This window comes from Mucilaginibacter rivuli (assembly GCF_019391655.1).
Taxonomy (GTDB): Bacteria; Bacteroidota; Bacteroidia; order Sphingobacteriales; family Sphingobacteriaceae; genus Mucilaginibacter; species Mucilaginibacter rivuli.
In genome coordinates this window covers 243,773-258,428 of record NZ_JAHXPQ010000007.1, presented here as the reverse complement: position 1 = coordinate 258,428, position 14,656 = coordinate 243,773, and the positions used below count along the sequence as shown (strand labels likewise).

Below are 14,656 nucleotides of genomic sequence, written 5' to 3'. Positions count from 1 at the left end.
TTGTAATATTCAAGCTTTTTTTATCTCTTTAAAACAACGACGGATGCCCCCCTGCCTTTAAGCGATTAAGGTGCTTGTACGCATTCTCTGTAGCTTCCCTTCCGCGGGAGGTGCGCATTAAAAAGCCTTCCTGTATCAGGAAAGGTTCGTACACTTCTTCAATGGTACCCTCGTCCTCTCCCACGGCAGTAGCAATGGTTTTGAGGCCAACGGGGCCGCCTTTAAACTTATCGATAATAGTGAGCAGTATCTTGTTGTCCATTTCGTCCAGGCCGTGCTCATCCACGTTCAGGGCGTTCAGCGCGTAGCGGGCTATTTCGGTATCAATTTCGCCATTGCCTTTTACCTGGGCAAAATCGCGGGTGCGGCGCAGCAGGGCGTTGGCAATACGCGGCGTACCGCGGCTGCGGCGGGCAATTTCGTAAGCGGCTTCGTCCAGTATAGGTGTTTTTAATATGGATGCCGAGCGCAGCACAATGGTGGTGAGCAGTTTGGCATCATAATATTCTAAACGTGAGTTAATGCCGAAACGGGCACGCAATGGCGCTGTCAGCAAACCAGAACGCGTAGTAGCGCCAACCAGTGTAAATGGGTTAAGCGATATTTGCACCGAGCGGGCATTGGGTCCGCTTTCGAGCATGATATCGATCTTAAAATCTTCCATGGCGCTGTACAGGTACTCCTCCACCAGCGGGCTCAAACGGTGTATCTCATCAATGAACAAAATATCGCCGCTTTCGAGGTTGGTCAACAATCCCGCAAGGTCGCCGGGTTTATCGAGCACCGGGCCCGAGGTGATCTTGATTCCCGAACCCATTTCGTTAGCGATGATATGCGAAAGCGTGGTTTTGCCTAATCCCGGGGGGCCGTGCAGCAATACGTGGTCGAGCGATTCGCCGCGCATTTTAGCTGCCTTTACAAACACCCTCAGGTTAGCGAGAATGGCGTGCTGGCCCGTAAAATCTTCAAAAGCCTGCGGGCGAAGCACCTTTTCGATGTCGCGCTCAACGGGAGAAAGATTATCCAGGTTAGGATCGAGGTTTTCGTTCATTGCCAACGAAATTAGTAAATTTTTTGAAGTCTTAAGTCAAAAGTCTATAGTCTTGAGTCAAAAAATTGAACGAAGATATGCGGACTTATGACTCCCGACTAAGGACTAAGAACTTCAACCTACGCCTGCTTATACTTCCTGAACCAGCTGTTGATCTTCAACTGCAATACGCCTAAAAAAGCTTCGCGGAAAATACTGGTTGACATTTTGGAGGTACCAACCGTACGGTCGGTAAATATGATGGGGACTTCAACCACCTTAAAGCCATGCTTTATGGTGGTAAATTTCATCTCGATCTGGAAAGCGTAGCCTACAAATTTTATCTTATCCAGATTAATGGTTTCGAGTACTTTACGGGTGTAACATACAAAGCCCGCGGTAGCGTCCTGCACCTCTATACCGGTAATAAATCGTACGTAAACCGATGCGAAGTAGCTCATCAGTACACGGCTCATGGGCCAGTTTACCACATTAACACCGGTAACATAGCGCGAGCCTATCGACATATCGGCATCATCAACGCAGGCCTGGCGCAGGCGTATCAGGTCATCAGGATTATGCGAAAAATCAGCATCCATCTCAAAAACAAAATCGTAATGGTGCTTAATAGCCCAGCGGAAACCATGTATATAAGCGGTACCTAAACCCTGCTTACCGGCACGCTCTTCAATAAAAAGTCGCTCCGGGTATTCTTTTTGTATCCGCTTTACTATATCTGCCGTGCCATCGGGCGAGCCATCGTCAACAATAAGCACATGAAAATCATGCTCAAGCGAGAATACCTTATCTAACAGGCGTTCAATATTCTCTTTCTCGTTATACGTGGGGACAATTACTATACTATCAGGCACAATACAAATTTAGGTAAACATGGAGCAGCAACAGGCTTTTCCGGGTTAAGCGGCAAATATAAAATATTGTACCCTCAAACCAGTCAATGCATTTAAATTATTACGAACGATTAACATTAATTAACGTTTAAGGATCTTAAAACCATATCCGGATTTTTACACAATTTATAATTTTAGGCCTGATTTTTTAAAGCGGAAAAACTACCTTTACACTAACCAACTATTAAAACACTATATATGAAACTCATTAAACCGATCTTATTTATCGCCTTGTTTATTCTTGCTTTTATTCCCAAAACAAAGGCACAGGGTCCAAACTGGATTGTTGACCTCGACTACTATTTCAATCACGAATCGCATAAAAACGCCGCGGGGCAAATGGAGCGCTTCCATTATATATGGGAAGAAAAAGACCTGAACGGATACTCAAACTGGGGTGATGCTTTTGTTAAAAATGGCGCTACTTTGAAAAGTTTAGATGAAGCCCCTACTGCTAAAAACCTGAAAGGCGTTAATGTTTACATTATTGTTGACCCTGATACTAAAAAGGAAAACCCGGATGCAAAATATATCGAAGCAGCGCATGTAAAAGCCATTGCCGAATGGGTTAAAGCAGGTGGTGTATTAGTTATTATGGCTAACGATAGCGCCAATGTAAATCTCAAGAGCGCCAATACACTGGCAGAAGCTTTTGGTATACACTTTAATGATGATATACAAAACCATGTAATAAACGATTACCTGCCACAAGGTACATTAATGATACCTGAGGGCCACCCGATATTTAAAACCGCTAAAAAGGTATACCTGAAAGATATGAGCTCGATAAAATTGAGCGGTAATGCCAAATCTGTTTATACAAAAGATGGCGCTGTGCTAATGGCTACGGTAAAATATGGTAAAGGAACAGTTTTTGCCGTTGGCGACCCATGGTTATACAATGAATACAACAACGGGCACCTGCCTGCCGGCTATGATAATGATAAAGCATGCGACGATCTGAGTAAATGGCTATTGAGCCAGATACCTAAAAAGTAATTATTATAGTAGCGATGGGCTTGAAACCCATCGCTATGAACGAGATATAAAACGATGCCGAATAAACACATCTTATTTGCATTTGCTGCAATATTCGCCCTGTTTTCCGCATGCAAAATGCAGCAGACCGATAATGCTTTCCACTCTATCTTCGATGGCAAGACCCTGGATGGTTGGATAGGCGACCCTAAATATTGGCGTGTGGAAAATGGTGAGATAGTAGGCGAGATCACGCCCGCTACCATTATCAAGGTAAATACCTTTCTCATCTATACCAAAGAACAACCGGCAGATTTTGAGCTGAAAGCCGAATACCGCATCTCGGCAAAAGGGAACAGTGGCATCAACTACCGTAGCGTAAGGATAGACACTCTGCCCTATGCCCTTAAGGGCTACCAGGCTGATATTGATGGTAAAGACAAATACAACCTGGGCTATCCGCGTTACAGTGGCCAAAATTACGAAGAACGCGGCCGCCAGTTTTTAGCATTACGCGGACAGCGAACGGTTATTGGAAATGGCAAACCACAACTTACAGATAGCCTTGGCACCAAAGCCGAACTGCTAAAAGCCATAAAATACGACGACTGGAACGAACTCCGCATTGTAGCTAAAGGCAACAACCTAAAGCATTATATTAATGGAGTACTCATGAGCGAGGTAACGGATAACGATGTTACCAACCGTAAAATGAGCGGATTAATAGGTGTGCAGGTACATGTTGGCCCGTCAATGAAAATTGAGTATCGTAACTTTATGCTGAAGAAGCTGTAAGCTATTACAAATCACATTTTTTAATTTTCTCAATTTTGTGCATATTTGCAGCCGCAAAGTAATTTGCAATGGTTGCATAGCTCAACTGGATAGAGCAACTGCCTTCTAAGTAGTAGGTTTCAGGTTCGAGCCCTGATGCGACCACCTTTATCTCAATAAAAGCCTGTAAGTTAATAGCTTGCGGGCTTTTTTATTTTCCCCCAAGCTATCACCGGTACGTTCTTATGCATTCCCCACAAAAAAAGCCGCCCAGTATATCGGAACGGCTTCACACTATTATCATCTAACTTATAAACTTGGCCCAGTTATTATCTCGTGATGCTGCAGGCTCTTCCTGTCGGTTTTTGGAGCTTTAAGGTGCTCTGCAGGGTGGAATGCTTTGTGGTGCTCTTCTTCTTTTTGTCCGCCGAACGATTTGCGTAATTGCATGGCGTAATCAGCTATTTTTTGGCGTACGCCTGCCCCTCTTTCGGTGGTAAACAAATAAGTTACCGCGCCCGCGGCAACCGAACCTATTGCTATGGCGGCTACCAGACCGGTATTGTCGTTTTTTACAAATGGATTTTTCATGGTTATAATGTTTTTGTAGCTTAACAAGCCTTGGCCAATTTGGTTCTGCAATATTTCAACTATCGCCGGGGCATCCCCAAACTGCCATGCAAACCATTTTTGTTAAAAGCTGTTATTCATCATATAATATATATACACATGATAACGCTTACCAATAACACCTCTTATCATAACAACATTATTAATGTTGCCGAATATTACGAAGTTGAACACTGGGCCGAAAAATTTGGAATAACGCCCGAGCAATTAAAATCTGCCGTAAAGGCTGTTGGCGTATCGGCCGATGCGATTGCTGCATACCTCAAAAAATAAATCCCTGTAGTATGAGCCTGGAAAAATATGCAGAGAAGCGCGACTTTAGCAAAACTAAAGAGCCAAAGGCCGGCTTAAGCAAGGATAAGAACCATTTAATGTTCGTTATCCAAAAGCATGATGCCTCGCGCCTGCATTACGATTTCAGGCTGGAGATGGATGGTGTGCTAAAAAGCTGGGCCGTACCCAAAGGCCCCTCAACCGACCCTAAAACCAAACGCCTCGCCATGATGGTGGAAGACCATCCTTTTGATTACCGCAATTTTGAGGGCATCATCCCGGAAGGAGAATATGGAGGCGGTACTGTGATTGTATGGGACGAAGGTACGTATGAACCCATTGAAGAAATAAAAGGCAAAAAGGCGCAAGAAAAGCATTTGCTGGAGCAACTAAAATCGGGCTCGTTAAAAATTAAGTTGCACGGCGAAAAGCTGGAAGGCGAATTTGCGCTGGTGAAAACCCATGGTATGGGCGAGAACGGCTGGTTGTTGATTAAGCATAAAGATGATTTTGCATCCGAGGCTGATATCACCAAAAAGGATAAGTCGGTACTCTCAGGTAAGACCATCGAAAAGATGGAAAAAAACAGCGATAAGGTTTGGCAACATGGCCACGAAGAAGATTTAACAGAACCGGAAAAACCAAAAGCCGGAAGTAAAAAAAAAGCCCTAAAAGAAACGGATGAGCAATTAACCGAAGCCGTTGATACAAAAGGCAGCGAAGATATTGATGTTGCCGGTTTATTGAAAAGTGCGCCAAAATCGCCGATCCCAAAAAACATCAAACCCATGAAAGCCACTTTGGTGGACGAGCCTTTTGACGATGCTGACTGGTTGTACGAAGTAAAGTGGGATGGATATCGTGCTGTGGCAACCATCAACAAGGGCGAGGTGGAACTGTTATCGCGCAATAACCTGCCTTTTGATAAGTTTTACCCCATAAATAAACAACTCGAAACCTGGAAAATAAACGCCGTTATTGATGGCGAGATATTGGTATTGAATGATAAGGGTATATCAGATTTTGGCGCCCTGCAAAACTGGCGCAGCGAAGCTGACGGCACTTTGGTGTATTATGTGTTCGACATTTTGTGGTACGATGGTAAGAGCCTGATGGATTTGCCGCTATCTGAACGGCAGGCTATTTTAAAAGAAGTATTACCGACGGACAGTGACATTATTCGCCAAAGCAAGGTATTTAAAGCAAGTGGCATCGAGTTTTTTCAGGCAGCTGAGCGCATGGGTTTGGAAGGTATCATCGCTAAAAAAGCGAGCAGCGTATATACGTCGGACCTGCGGTCGCGGGAGTGGCTCAAGATAAAGGTGCAGAAAAGGCAGGAGGTGATTATTGCAGGTTTTACCAAAAATGAGGGAACGGCTAAATCCTTCAGCGCATTAATATTAGGAGTTTATGATGGCGGCGTTTTAAAATACGCGGGTAAGGTAGGTACCGGCTTTTCGGATAAGTTGCAGAAGGAAATGATGGAGCAATTTAAGCCGCTCATCACAAAGGATACTCCTTTTGATGTGGAGCCTGATGTGGATAAACCATCACGTTTCCGCCCGCAGCGTTTGGGCGCTAAGCCTACCTGGTTAAAACCGGAGTTGGTTTGCGAGGTGGCGTTTGCCGAAGTAACTACCGACGGTGTATTCAGGCAGGCATCGTTCAAGGGTATGCGTACTGATAAAAAAGCAAAGGAGGTTGTTTTGGAAACACCAAAGGATACGGATGAAACGGTGGAAGAGGTTGATAAAGCTTCGTCGAAGGATGATCACGCGAAAGCGGTAAAACCACCGAAGGATAAAGAGCGCAAAACTTTATTAAACCCCAAAGATGAAACGCAGGTGCGCAAAATTTGCGGGCACGACCTGAAGTTTACCCACTTGAGCAAAGTGTACTGGCCCGAAGATGGCGTTATCAAGCGCGATATGTTTAACTATTATTACCAGGTGGCGGAATATATTTTGCCTTACCTGAAAGACAGGCCTATGTCGCTCAACCGTTTCCCTAATGGTATACACGGGCCAAGTTTTTACCAGAAAGACGTGAAGGGCAAAGCGCCGGATTGGGTGAGCAAAACGTTCCCTTATACTAATGGCGATGGTGAACATAAAGAGTATCTGGTGGGCTCGGATGAATCGTATTTGTTGTGGATGGCATCATTGGGATGTATCGAGATGAACCCCTGGTTTAGCCGGGTACAATCGCCGGATAACCCGGATTATTGTGTGATAGACCTTGATCCGGATAAAAACACATTTGACCAGGTGATTGACGCCGCACTGGAAGTGAAAAAGGTTTTAGATGCCATTGATGTACCCTCCTACCCAAAAACTTCCGGTTCAACGGGTATGCATATTTATATCCCGCTTGGTGCGAAGTATGATTACGATCAGTCGCAGATGTTTGCCAAGATCATTGTGAGCATTGTACACAAACAAATACCCGATTATACCAGCCTGGAGCGCATGATAGCTAAACGAGGCGGCAAAATGTACCTCGATTTTTTGCAGAACCGCCCGGGGGCAACCATAGCAGGGCCATACTCGCTTCGTCCAAAAGTTGGCGCAACAGTTTCAATGCCATTGTTATGGGACGAGGTAAAGCCAGGCCTCACCATGAAAGACTTTACCATCTTTAATTCGGTTGACCGTTTGAAGGAAACAGGTGACCTGTTTAAAGGCGTATTGGGTAAGGGAATTGATTTGGAGAAAACGATAAAGAAAGCACAGAGTGTGTTTAAGTAAAACCGTTTCGTTATTTAAGAGTTATACCTAAACCATTAAAGCACAACGGTTATGAGGTCGATTTGGAAAGGTTCGATTGGGTTTGGGTTGGTTAACATCCCTGTAAAGTTATTTTCGGCTACGCAAAGCAGTACGCTCGATTTTGACATGCTTGATTCGCGCGATCATGCGCGTATCCGTTTTCAGCGGGTAAACGAGCAAACACACAAGGAAGTACCTTATGATAAAATTGTAAAAGGCTACAAGCTTGATGAAGACTATGTGATTATGGATGAGCAGGATTTTGAGGACGCTGCTCCCGATAAAAGCCACGAGATTGAGATAGAAAGCTTTGTTGATATTGCCGAGGTGAACCCGATGTACTACGAAACATCGTACTATGTGGAGCCCGACAGTAAAACCAATAAAGCCTATGCCCTGTTGGTTAAAGCGCTGCAAAAATCAAAAAAAGCCGGCTTGGCCAGGTTTGTTTTGCGCAGCACCGAAAGCCTTTGTATTGTACACCCCGTTGATGATGTGCTGGTGGTAACACGGATACGCTTTGCACAAGAGATACGCTCAGCTGAAGAAATTACAGCGCCTAAAACGGAAGTTGGTAAAAAAGAATTGGATATGGGTTTGGCACTCATAAACCAATATGCCGGTAAATTTGATGTATCGAAATTCAAGAATGAATACTCAGACGAATTGCTTAATATCATCAAGCTAAAAGCCAAGGGCAAACGTGCTACCGTTAAAAAGATGAAGCCAGTGAAAGCCAGCGGCGATGACCTGTACGACCAGTTAATGGCCAGCTTGCAAACAAAGAAAGGTGCTTAATTATGCCTGTGATTGCTTGTTTTTTTTCGACATAATTAAATTATTATTTTAGAAAAAAATATTCTATATTCGATTTACTTATTACCCTTCTTTCATCGGACATTTTTCCGGCAATCGCTTTTATTAATTACGTGCCATGCAAACAGCAGAGCCACACCACATCATTGCAATCGGAGCATCTGCAGGTGGTATGGAAGAGATCAATTCCTTTTTTGATCATACACCTTTAGACGGTGTTTCTTACATCATCATTCAGCATTTATCATCCGATTTTAAAAGCAGGATGCTTGAATTACTATCAAAACATAGTAAACTGGTGGTAAAACAGGCCGAAGACGGGATGAACGTAGAATGCAATGTGGTGTACCTTATCCCCAGCGATAAGTACATGACTATTCAAGATAACACATTACAGCTGGCTGTTAAAGGCAAAATACAGGGGCCACATTTAACTATTAATTGCTTTTTCAACTCGCTTGCAGCCGACTGCGGTAAAAAAGCGATAGGCATTATTCTTTCGGGTTTAGGATCGGACGGTACTGAAGGCGTTAAGGCTATTAAAAAAGTAGGCGGGATGATCATAGCGCGCAACCCGGAAACAACAGAGTTTGGCAGTATGCCCGCCAGCGCCATAGCAACAGGCTTGGTAGATTTTGTTTTGGAACCTGAATTAATGCCTACCGCTATTGAGGATTATGTAAAATATGGAGGCGAGTTGTTAACCGATAACAGAGATGATGAAAAATACCTCAGTGCGATAATTAATCTCATCAAGCAAAAATCGCCTCTTGATTTTTCTGACTATAAACAAAACACCATACTGAGGCGTACCAAACGTAGGGCTGCGCACAGCAACTTTACATCGCTGGAAAGCTATCTTGAGTTTTTAAAAACATCACCTGAAGAGATTGAGGCCTTAGCCAAGGATTTTTTGATCAGCGTTACCTCGTTTTTCAGGGATAAAGAAGCTTTTGAGTTTATACAAAAGAACGTAATACCCGACATGCTTGAAAAGCTTGCCACGGGCGAAGAATTAAAGATATGGATTGCAGGCTGCGCTACCGGCGAAGAGGTATACAGCATGGCCATAATGGTTGCCGAACAATTAACCGGTAACTATAAAGATACTGTTGTGAAAATTTTTGCTACAGATATTGATAGCGCGGCACTATTATTTGCGGGCAAAGCAGTATATGGCGCCAATATTGTAAAAGCTGTATCGGCAGAGCGGCTTGAAAAATATTTTCTACCGGAAGGGGGCACATTTAAAGTAAAACCCTTTATCCGTAAAATGGTAATTTTTGCCCAGCATGACCTGGTTAAAAATCCGCCATACTGTAACATGAATTTTATCAGTTGCCGTAACCTGCTTATTTACATGTCGTCGGTATTACAGAAGAAGATATTTTCGATGCTGTTATTTGGGCTTAAAATGGATGGGTACCTGTTTTTAGGATCGAGCGAAAACCCGATGCCCATTATCAGGAATCTTGAAGTAGTAAATAAAAAATGGAAAATATATAAGAACCTGCAAACTAAACGTGAACTACGTTTTGACACCTTTTTACTGCCGGAGCTGATCGATATTAAGCGTTCGCCCTCATCATCGCGCGAGGATATTTCTAAAAACACAGGCAACAGCTTAGCTGAAGCTGTAAATAACACATTGATTGCCGACCTGGATAGGTTAGTTGTTTGCGTTGATGAACATAACCTGGTGATTAAAACTTATGGCGATACTACCAAATATTTACTGCAAAAAAACTTTAACTCAAACCTTGCCGAGCTTTTGCCAAAGCCGCTTGCCATAGCCTTTAATAATTTAAGTACCATGGTTTTAAAAACCAATAGTAGAGAAACTGTTAAGGGTATAAAAAGCAAATACGGAGAAAAGATTATCGCGGTAAGTTTATCAGTAAGCCCTTTAGTGATAAAAACAGGCGGTCCTAAATTATTGATGGTAACATTTAGTGAAGATGCTGTTGAAACGTCATCGGCAAAGGGTATAGCATTTGATGAAAAAAAGTACCTTGACCAATACACCATTAATATTGAAGAAGAATTAAAAGAACTGAAAGATAAACTGCACACTACCTATGAACAGTTAGACGCATCGAACGAAAACATGCAATCGTTTAACGAGGAGTTACTCTCTGCTAACGAGGAAATGCAGAGCACAAACGAGGAAATGCAATCTGTTAACGAAGAGCTGGATACGATAAACTTAAATTACCAGTTAAAAAACAAAGAACTGCTTGAAATTAATGATGACCTGAACAATTACTTCAGAAGTAATGTTAACGGTCAGCTGTTTGTTAATAATGAGCTACTGTTAATGCGGTTCTCGCCGGGTACGGTTAAACAAATCAATTTATTGGATACAGATATTGGCAGGCCGCTGAGCAATATATCAACCAATATAAAATTCGAGACCATTATTGATGATGTTAAAGAAGTACTTGCACAAGGCATCATCATCAGCAAAGAAATACAAACCAATAACGGCAAATGGTACCAGATAATGACCATGCCTTATATCCAACAGGCAGATAATACCAGTAACGGCGCCATTATTACCTTTAATGATATCACCGAATTAAAAAACACCCAGTTTTTACTGAACAAGAAAAACGGTAGCCTCGGAAGAATAAACGAGGACCTGGACAACTTTATCCATACCGCTTCGCACGATTTGCTGGCACCATTAGGCAACATAGAAACCAGCATTGCCATAATGAACAAGATAAATGTGACAGACCCGCATTTGGGTAAGTTTTTAGCAATTATAAATACCTCCATTAAAAAATTCCGGTCGTTAATAAAGGAGATATCTGTTGTGGCTAAAATAGAGAGCGAGATGAGTACAATGGAGCTGGTTGACCTTGATGAATTAATTAACAACATTGAGTGGAGCCTCGACGAAAAAATTAAAAACAACAATACCCTCATCATCAGAAACTTTGATGTAAAATATATTTACTTTTCGAAAAAGAACCTGAGGAGCATATTATATAACCTCATATCTAATGCTATAAAATTTAAAGGTGTTGCAAGCCCGATCATTGTTGTAACATCAAGTAAAGACAATGATACGATAACACTAACCGTGCAAGACAATGGTATGGGAATACCTGCAGATGATGTTGATCATATTTTTGACATCTACAACAGGATACATGTTGATATTGAAGGCCAGGGTATTGGATTGTTCCTTGCAAAAAAAATGATCAACGCGGCCAACGGGAATATTGTAGTGGAAAGTACTTTAGGAAAGGGGAGTAAGTTTTTGCTGAATTTTGAAGCCACGACCGAGTAACAACAACAATTGCAGGTAGGCAAATTGAACATGAATGCCGGGTGTTTTGGACGGCCTGCACCAAACCCACGCAAAACATTAAATTAATTGTTGATACCAAGTATTATTTGGCCCTGGCTCCACAGATGTTGATTTTGAAATAACTTATAAGACCCATATTTTCCATTTGCACATCCGCACATTAACTAATTTGCACATCCGCATCCAAACATTATTTACCTTTGTTATAATTATGAAGATAGTATTTATGGGCACGCCCGAGTTTGCGGTGGCATCACTGGATGCACTGATAAAGGTGGGCTTTGATGTGGTTGGTGTGATAACAGCCCCGGATAAACCGGCCGGCCGCGGGCAAAAGTTAAGCGAAAGCGCGGTAAAGCAATATGCCGTTGCTAATGGTTTGAATGTATTACAACCCGAAAAGCTGAAGAACCCGGAGTTTTTAGCTGAATTAAAAAGCCTGGATGCCGATCTGCAGGTAGTTGTTGCCTTCCGTATGCTGCCTGAGGTAGTTTGGAATATGCCGCCTAAAGGTACCATTAACCTGCATGCTTCGCTGCTGCCCAATTACCGCGGCGCGGCGCCTATCAACTGGGCTATTATTAATGGCGAGTTGCTTAGCGGAGTAACAACTTTCTTTTTAAAACATGATATTGATACCGGCGACGTACTTTTCAGCGAAAGCGTGCCTATTGATAGTCACCATACCGCGGGCGACCTGCACGATAACCTGATGACCGTTGGCGCGGGCCTGCTGGTTAAAACGGTTAAAGCTATTGAAAGCGGCGACTATAAAGAGTTACCCCAAAACAGCATGACTGCCGATGCTGAACTAAAACATGCGCCTAAGATATTCAAGGAGGATTGCCTGATAAACTTTAACCAACCCGTGGAAAAGGTATATAACCTGATCCGTGGCTTAAGCCCCTATCCTACCGCTTATACTTTTTTGAATGATAAGCTGCTGAAAGTGTTTAAAGCCGAAATGACGGAAACAGAACCCGGCCTATCGCCCGGCGCTTTTTTAACCGACCAAAAAACCTACCTGAAGTTTGCCTGCCCTGATGGTTTTATCAGCGTTACTGATATACAACTGGAAGGCAAAAAGCGTATGGGTGTTGAGGAGTTTTTGAGGGGTGTGAGATTATAGCGACAAAACTAATAGGTTATGCTGAGCTTATTTCAGCATCTCATCAGAAAGATACATCTTCCATTTAGCGAGTGGGGCCGAAACAAGCTCGGGATAACTTTTTTGTGTAATATCACAATTTATTCAACTCATCCATCAGCAACTTGCTCAACTCGTTAAAATAACGGCGAACGCCAAAGCCCATCACCCATTGTATGCCGCGCGTAGCATTGGTAATAAATACTTCATCGGCTTCATACAATATTTCGGGCACTATCTCGGCTTCCACTACAGGGATACCGTTTTTGGTGGCAATATCCATTACCACCTGGCGCATAACACCGCCAATGCAGCCCTCGCTTAGTGCGGGGGTGTACAGTGTATTTTGGTAACGCACAAATACGTTGGCGCTAATGGTTTCGCACAGGTTACCCTTTTGGTTAATGATAAAGGCTTCATCCAAACTATTCTGCGTTTTAAACAGGCCCGCCATTACATATAACATGGAATTGCAGGTTTTATAGTTGGATAATATGTTGATGGCCTTGGGTACATCTTCGTAAATATCCATTATCAACCCGCGGGTATTTAAAAAGTAACGCGGTTCTTCAACCGGAGTAAGTTCAAGGCTGTAGCCGGTTTTGTTTTGTGTTGGTGTGTACAGGCCCTCGGCGTCACGATAAACGGTAAGGCGCAGGCGGGCGTGTTTGGCCTGGTTACGGCGGGCCAGCTCTTCGGCTTTTTCTTTCAAAAACCAACTATCCATTTGCGAGTAGCCTTCCAGTTGCAATGCTTTCATTCCTTTTTGCAGGCGGTCGGCATGCAGGTCAACAAATTTGAGCTTGCCTTTCATCAGGCGCATGCTTTCAAAAAGCCCATCACCATAACGAAAGCCACGATTAGCAATAGTGAGCAAGTTAGTATCGGCAGGGAGTATCTCTCCGTTAAAATTGATGAACGCTGGCATAATTAATTCATGTTAACAATAAACTAACTGTTTTGCTCTGCCGAGGCCGACATATATTTTTGCCACTTTGCTAAAACCGACTTAAAGTCTTCGGGCAGTGGGGCCTCAAAATAAATAAACTCGCGCTTGGTTGGGTGCACAAAACCCAGGCTTTGTGCGTGCAGGGCCTGGCGGGGCATCAGCTCAAAGCAATTGTCAACAAATTGCTTGTACTTACTAAATACCGTACCTTTCAAAATGCTGTCGCCGCCATAGGTAGCATCGCTAAACAAAGGGTGTCCTATATGTTTCATGTGCGCGCGTATCTGGTGCGTGCGGCCGGTCTCCAATTGGCATTCTATCAGGGTAACGTAATTCAACCGCTCCAGCACCTTGTAATGGGTAACGCTCCATTTCCCCTTTTCGGGATCATCGTAAATGCTCATCACTCTACGGTCTTTAATACTGCGGCCTATGTAACCTTCTACAGTGCCGTCGGTTTCCAGATCACCCCAAACCAGTGCTATATACCTGCGGGCAATGGTATGCTCATAAAACTGGCGGGCAAGCCAGGTCATGGCACGTTCGTTCTTACTGATGAGGAGTAACCCCGAGGTGTCCTTATCTATCCGGTGCACCAAACCCGGCCTGCCATCATTCCCCGGAAGGGTTGGCAATTGCTGAAAATGGTACACCAAACCATTAACTAAAGTACCCGTGTAATTATTATACCCGGGGTGCACTACCAGGCCCGGAGGTTTGTTTACTACCAGTACGTCATCGTCTTCGTAAACAATATTGAGCGGTATGTTCTCCGGGTAAACCTCGGTATCTCGCGGGGGATGGGGTAATACTACCGAAATAACATCGAGCGGCTTTACCTTATAGCTGGCCTTTATTGGCTTATCATTAACCAATACGTTGCCCAGATCGATAGCGTTTTGAATACGGTTACGCGATGCGTTCTCAACTTTGTGCATCAAAAACTTGTCTATCCGCAACAGCGACTGACCCTTATCAACCACCACACGCAGGTGCTCATATAAGTCCTGTTCTTCCTGTTCGTCTACTTCGGGTTGCTGGTTCATTAACGGCAAAAATAC

12 protein-coding genes and 1 tRNA gene are annotated in these 14,656 nt (G+C 43.4%); 8 read left to right on the top strand and 5 right to left on the bottom strand.

Going from position 1 to position 14,656, the window contains the following annotated elements; translation table 11 throughout:
• Positions 1–28 precede the first annotated feature (28 nt).
• Positions 29–1,051, bottom strand: a complete 1,023-nt coding sequence (gene ruvB / locus KXQ82_RS17055; protein ID WP_219489663.1) for a Holliday junction branch migration DNA helicase RuvB — start codon at positions 1,049–1,051, stop codon at positions 29–31.
• A gap of 119 nt (positions 1,052–1,170) precedes the next feature.
• The gene (locus KXQ82_RS17050; RefSeq protein ID WP_219489662.1) at positions 1,171–1,902 is read right to left on the bottom strand and encodes a polyprenol monophosphomannose synthase; all 732 of its coding nucleotides are present in this window, start codon (positions 1,900–1,902) and stop codon (positions 1,171–1,173) included.
• A 237-nt stretch (positions 1,903–2,139) separates the two neighbouring features.
• On the opposite strand from KXQ82_RS17050, the gene KXQ82_RS17045 reads away from it, so the two are divergent.
• From KXQ82_RS17045 to KXQ82_RS17035, 3 genes are all read left to right on the top strand, one after another.
• Positions 2,140–2,940: a DUF4350 domain-containing protein gene (locus KXQ82_RS17045; protein ID WP_219489661.1), complete on the top strand. Its 801-nt coding sequence runs from the start codon at positions 2,140–2,142 to the stop codon at positions 2,938–2,940.
• Between the two features lie 117 nt (positions 2,941–3,057).
• Positions 3,058–3,714: a 3-keto-disaccharide hydrolase gene (locus tag KXQ82_RS17040; protein WP_219489660.1), complete on the top strand. Its 657-nt coding sequence runs from the start codon at positions 3,058–3,060 to the stop codon at positions 3,712–3,714.
• Between the two features lie 70 nt (positions 3,715–3,784).
• Positions 3,785–3,858 (top strand) — tRNA-Arg (locus KXQ82_RS17035).
• Positions 3,859–4,002: 144 nt separating this feature from the next.
• Here KXQ82_RS17035 and KXQ82_RS17030 read toward each other — a convergent pair.
• Positions 4,003–4,284 carry a YtxH domain-containing protein gene (locus KXQ82_RS17030; protein ID WP_219489659.1) on the bottom strand — a complete coding sequence of 94 codons (282 nt, stop codon included), beginning with the start codon at positions 4,282–4,284 and terminating at the stop codon, positions 4,003–4,005.
• Positions 4,285–4,422: 138 nt separating this feature from the next.
• Between KXQ82_RS17030 and KXQ82_RS17025 the strand changes: the two genes are divergently transcribed.
• The 5 genes from KXQ82_RS17025 (at position 4,423) to fmt (ending at position 12,628) form a co-directional block, all read left to right on the top strand.
• Positions 4,423–4,596 (top strand): DUF3606 domain-containing protein, encoded by a 174-nt coding sequence (locus tag KXQ82_RS17025; RefSeq protein WP_219489658.1) that lies wholly within the window; start codon positions 4,423–4,425, stop codon positions 4,594–4,596.
• An 11-nt stretch (positions 4,597–4,607) separates the two neighbouring features.
• On the top strand, positions 4,608–7,343 hold the full coding sequence (ligD, locus tag KXQ82_RS17020; protein ID WP_219489657.1) for a DNA ligase D: 2,736 nt from the start codon (positions 4,608–4,610) through the stop codon (positions 7,341–7,343).
• Positions 7,344–7,394: 51 nt separating this feature from the next.
• Entirely contained in the window at positions 7,395–8,162 is a 768-nt protein-coding gene (gene ku / locus KXQ82_RS17015) for a non-homologous end joining protein Ku (RefSeq protein ID WP_219489656.1), read from the top strand.
• Between the two features lie 136 nt (positions 8,163–8,298).
• Positions 8,299–11,478 (top strand): chemotaxis protein CheB, encoded by a 3,180-nt coding sequence (locus KXQ82_RS17010; protein WP_219489655.1) that lies wholly within the window; start codon positions 8,299–8,301, stop codon positions 11,476–11,478.
• A 232-nt stretch (positions 11,479–11,710) separates the two neighbouring features.
• Positions 11,711–12,628 carry a methionyl-tRNA formyltransferase gene (gene fmt / locus KXQ82_RS17005; protein ID WP_219489654.1) on the top strand — a complete coding sequence of 306 codons (918 nt, stop codon included), beginning with the start codon at positions 11,711–11,713 and terminating at the stop codon, positions 12,626–12,628.
• 112 nt (positions 12,629–12,740) lie between these two features.
• Here the strand turns inward: fmt and KXQ82_RS17000 are convergent, their stop codons facing one another.
• Positions 12,741–13,574, bottom strand: coding sequence for an aminotransferase class IV (locus tag KXQ82_RS17000; protein ID WP_255563701.1), 834 nt, complete (start codon positions 13,572–13,574; stop codon positions 12,741–12,743).
• A 23-nt stretch (positions 13,575–13,597) separates the two neighbouring features.
• Positions 13,598–14,641, bottom strand: a complete 1,044-nt coding sequence (locus KXQ82_RS16995; RefSeq protein ID WP_219489653.1) for an RluA family pseudouridine synthase — start codon at positions 14,639–14,641, stop codon at positions 13,598–13,600.
• Positions 14,642–14,656 lie beyond the last annotated feature (15 nt).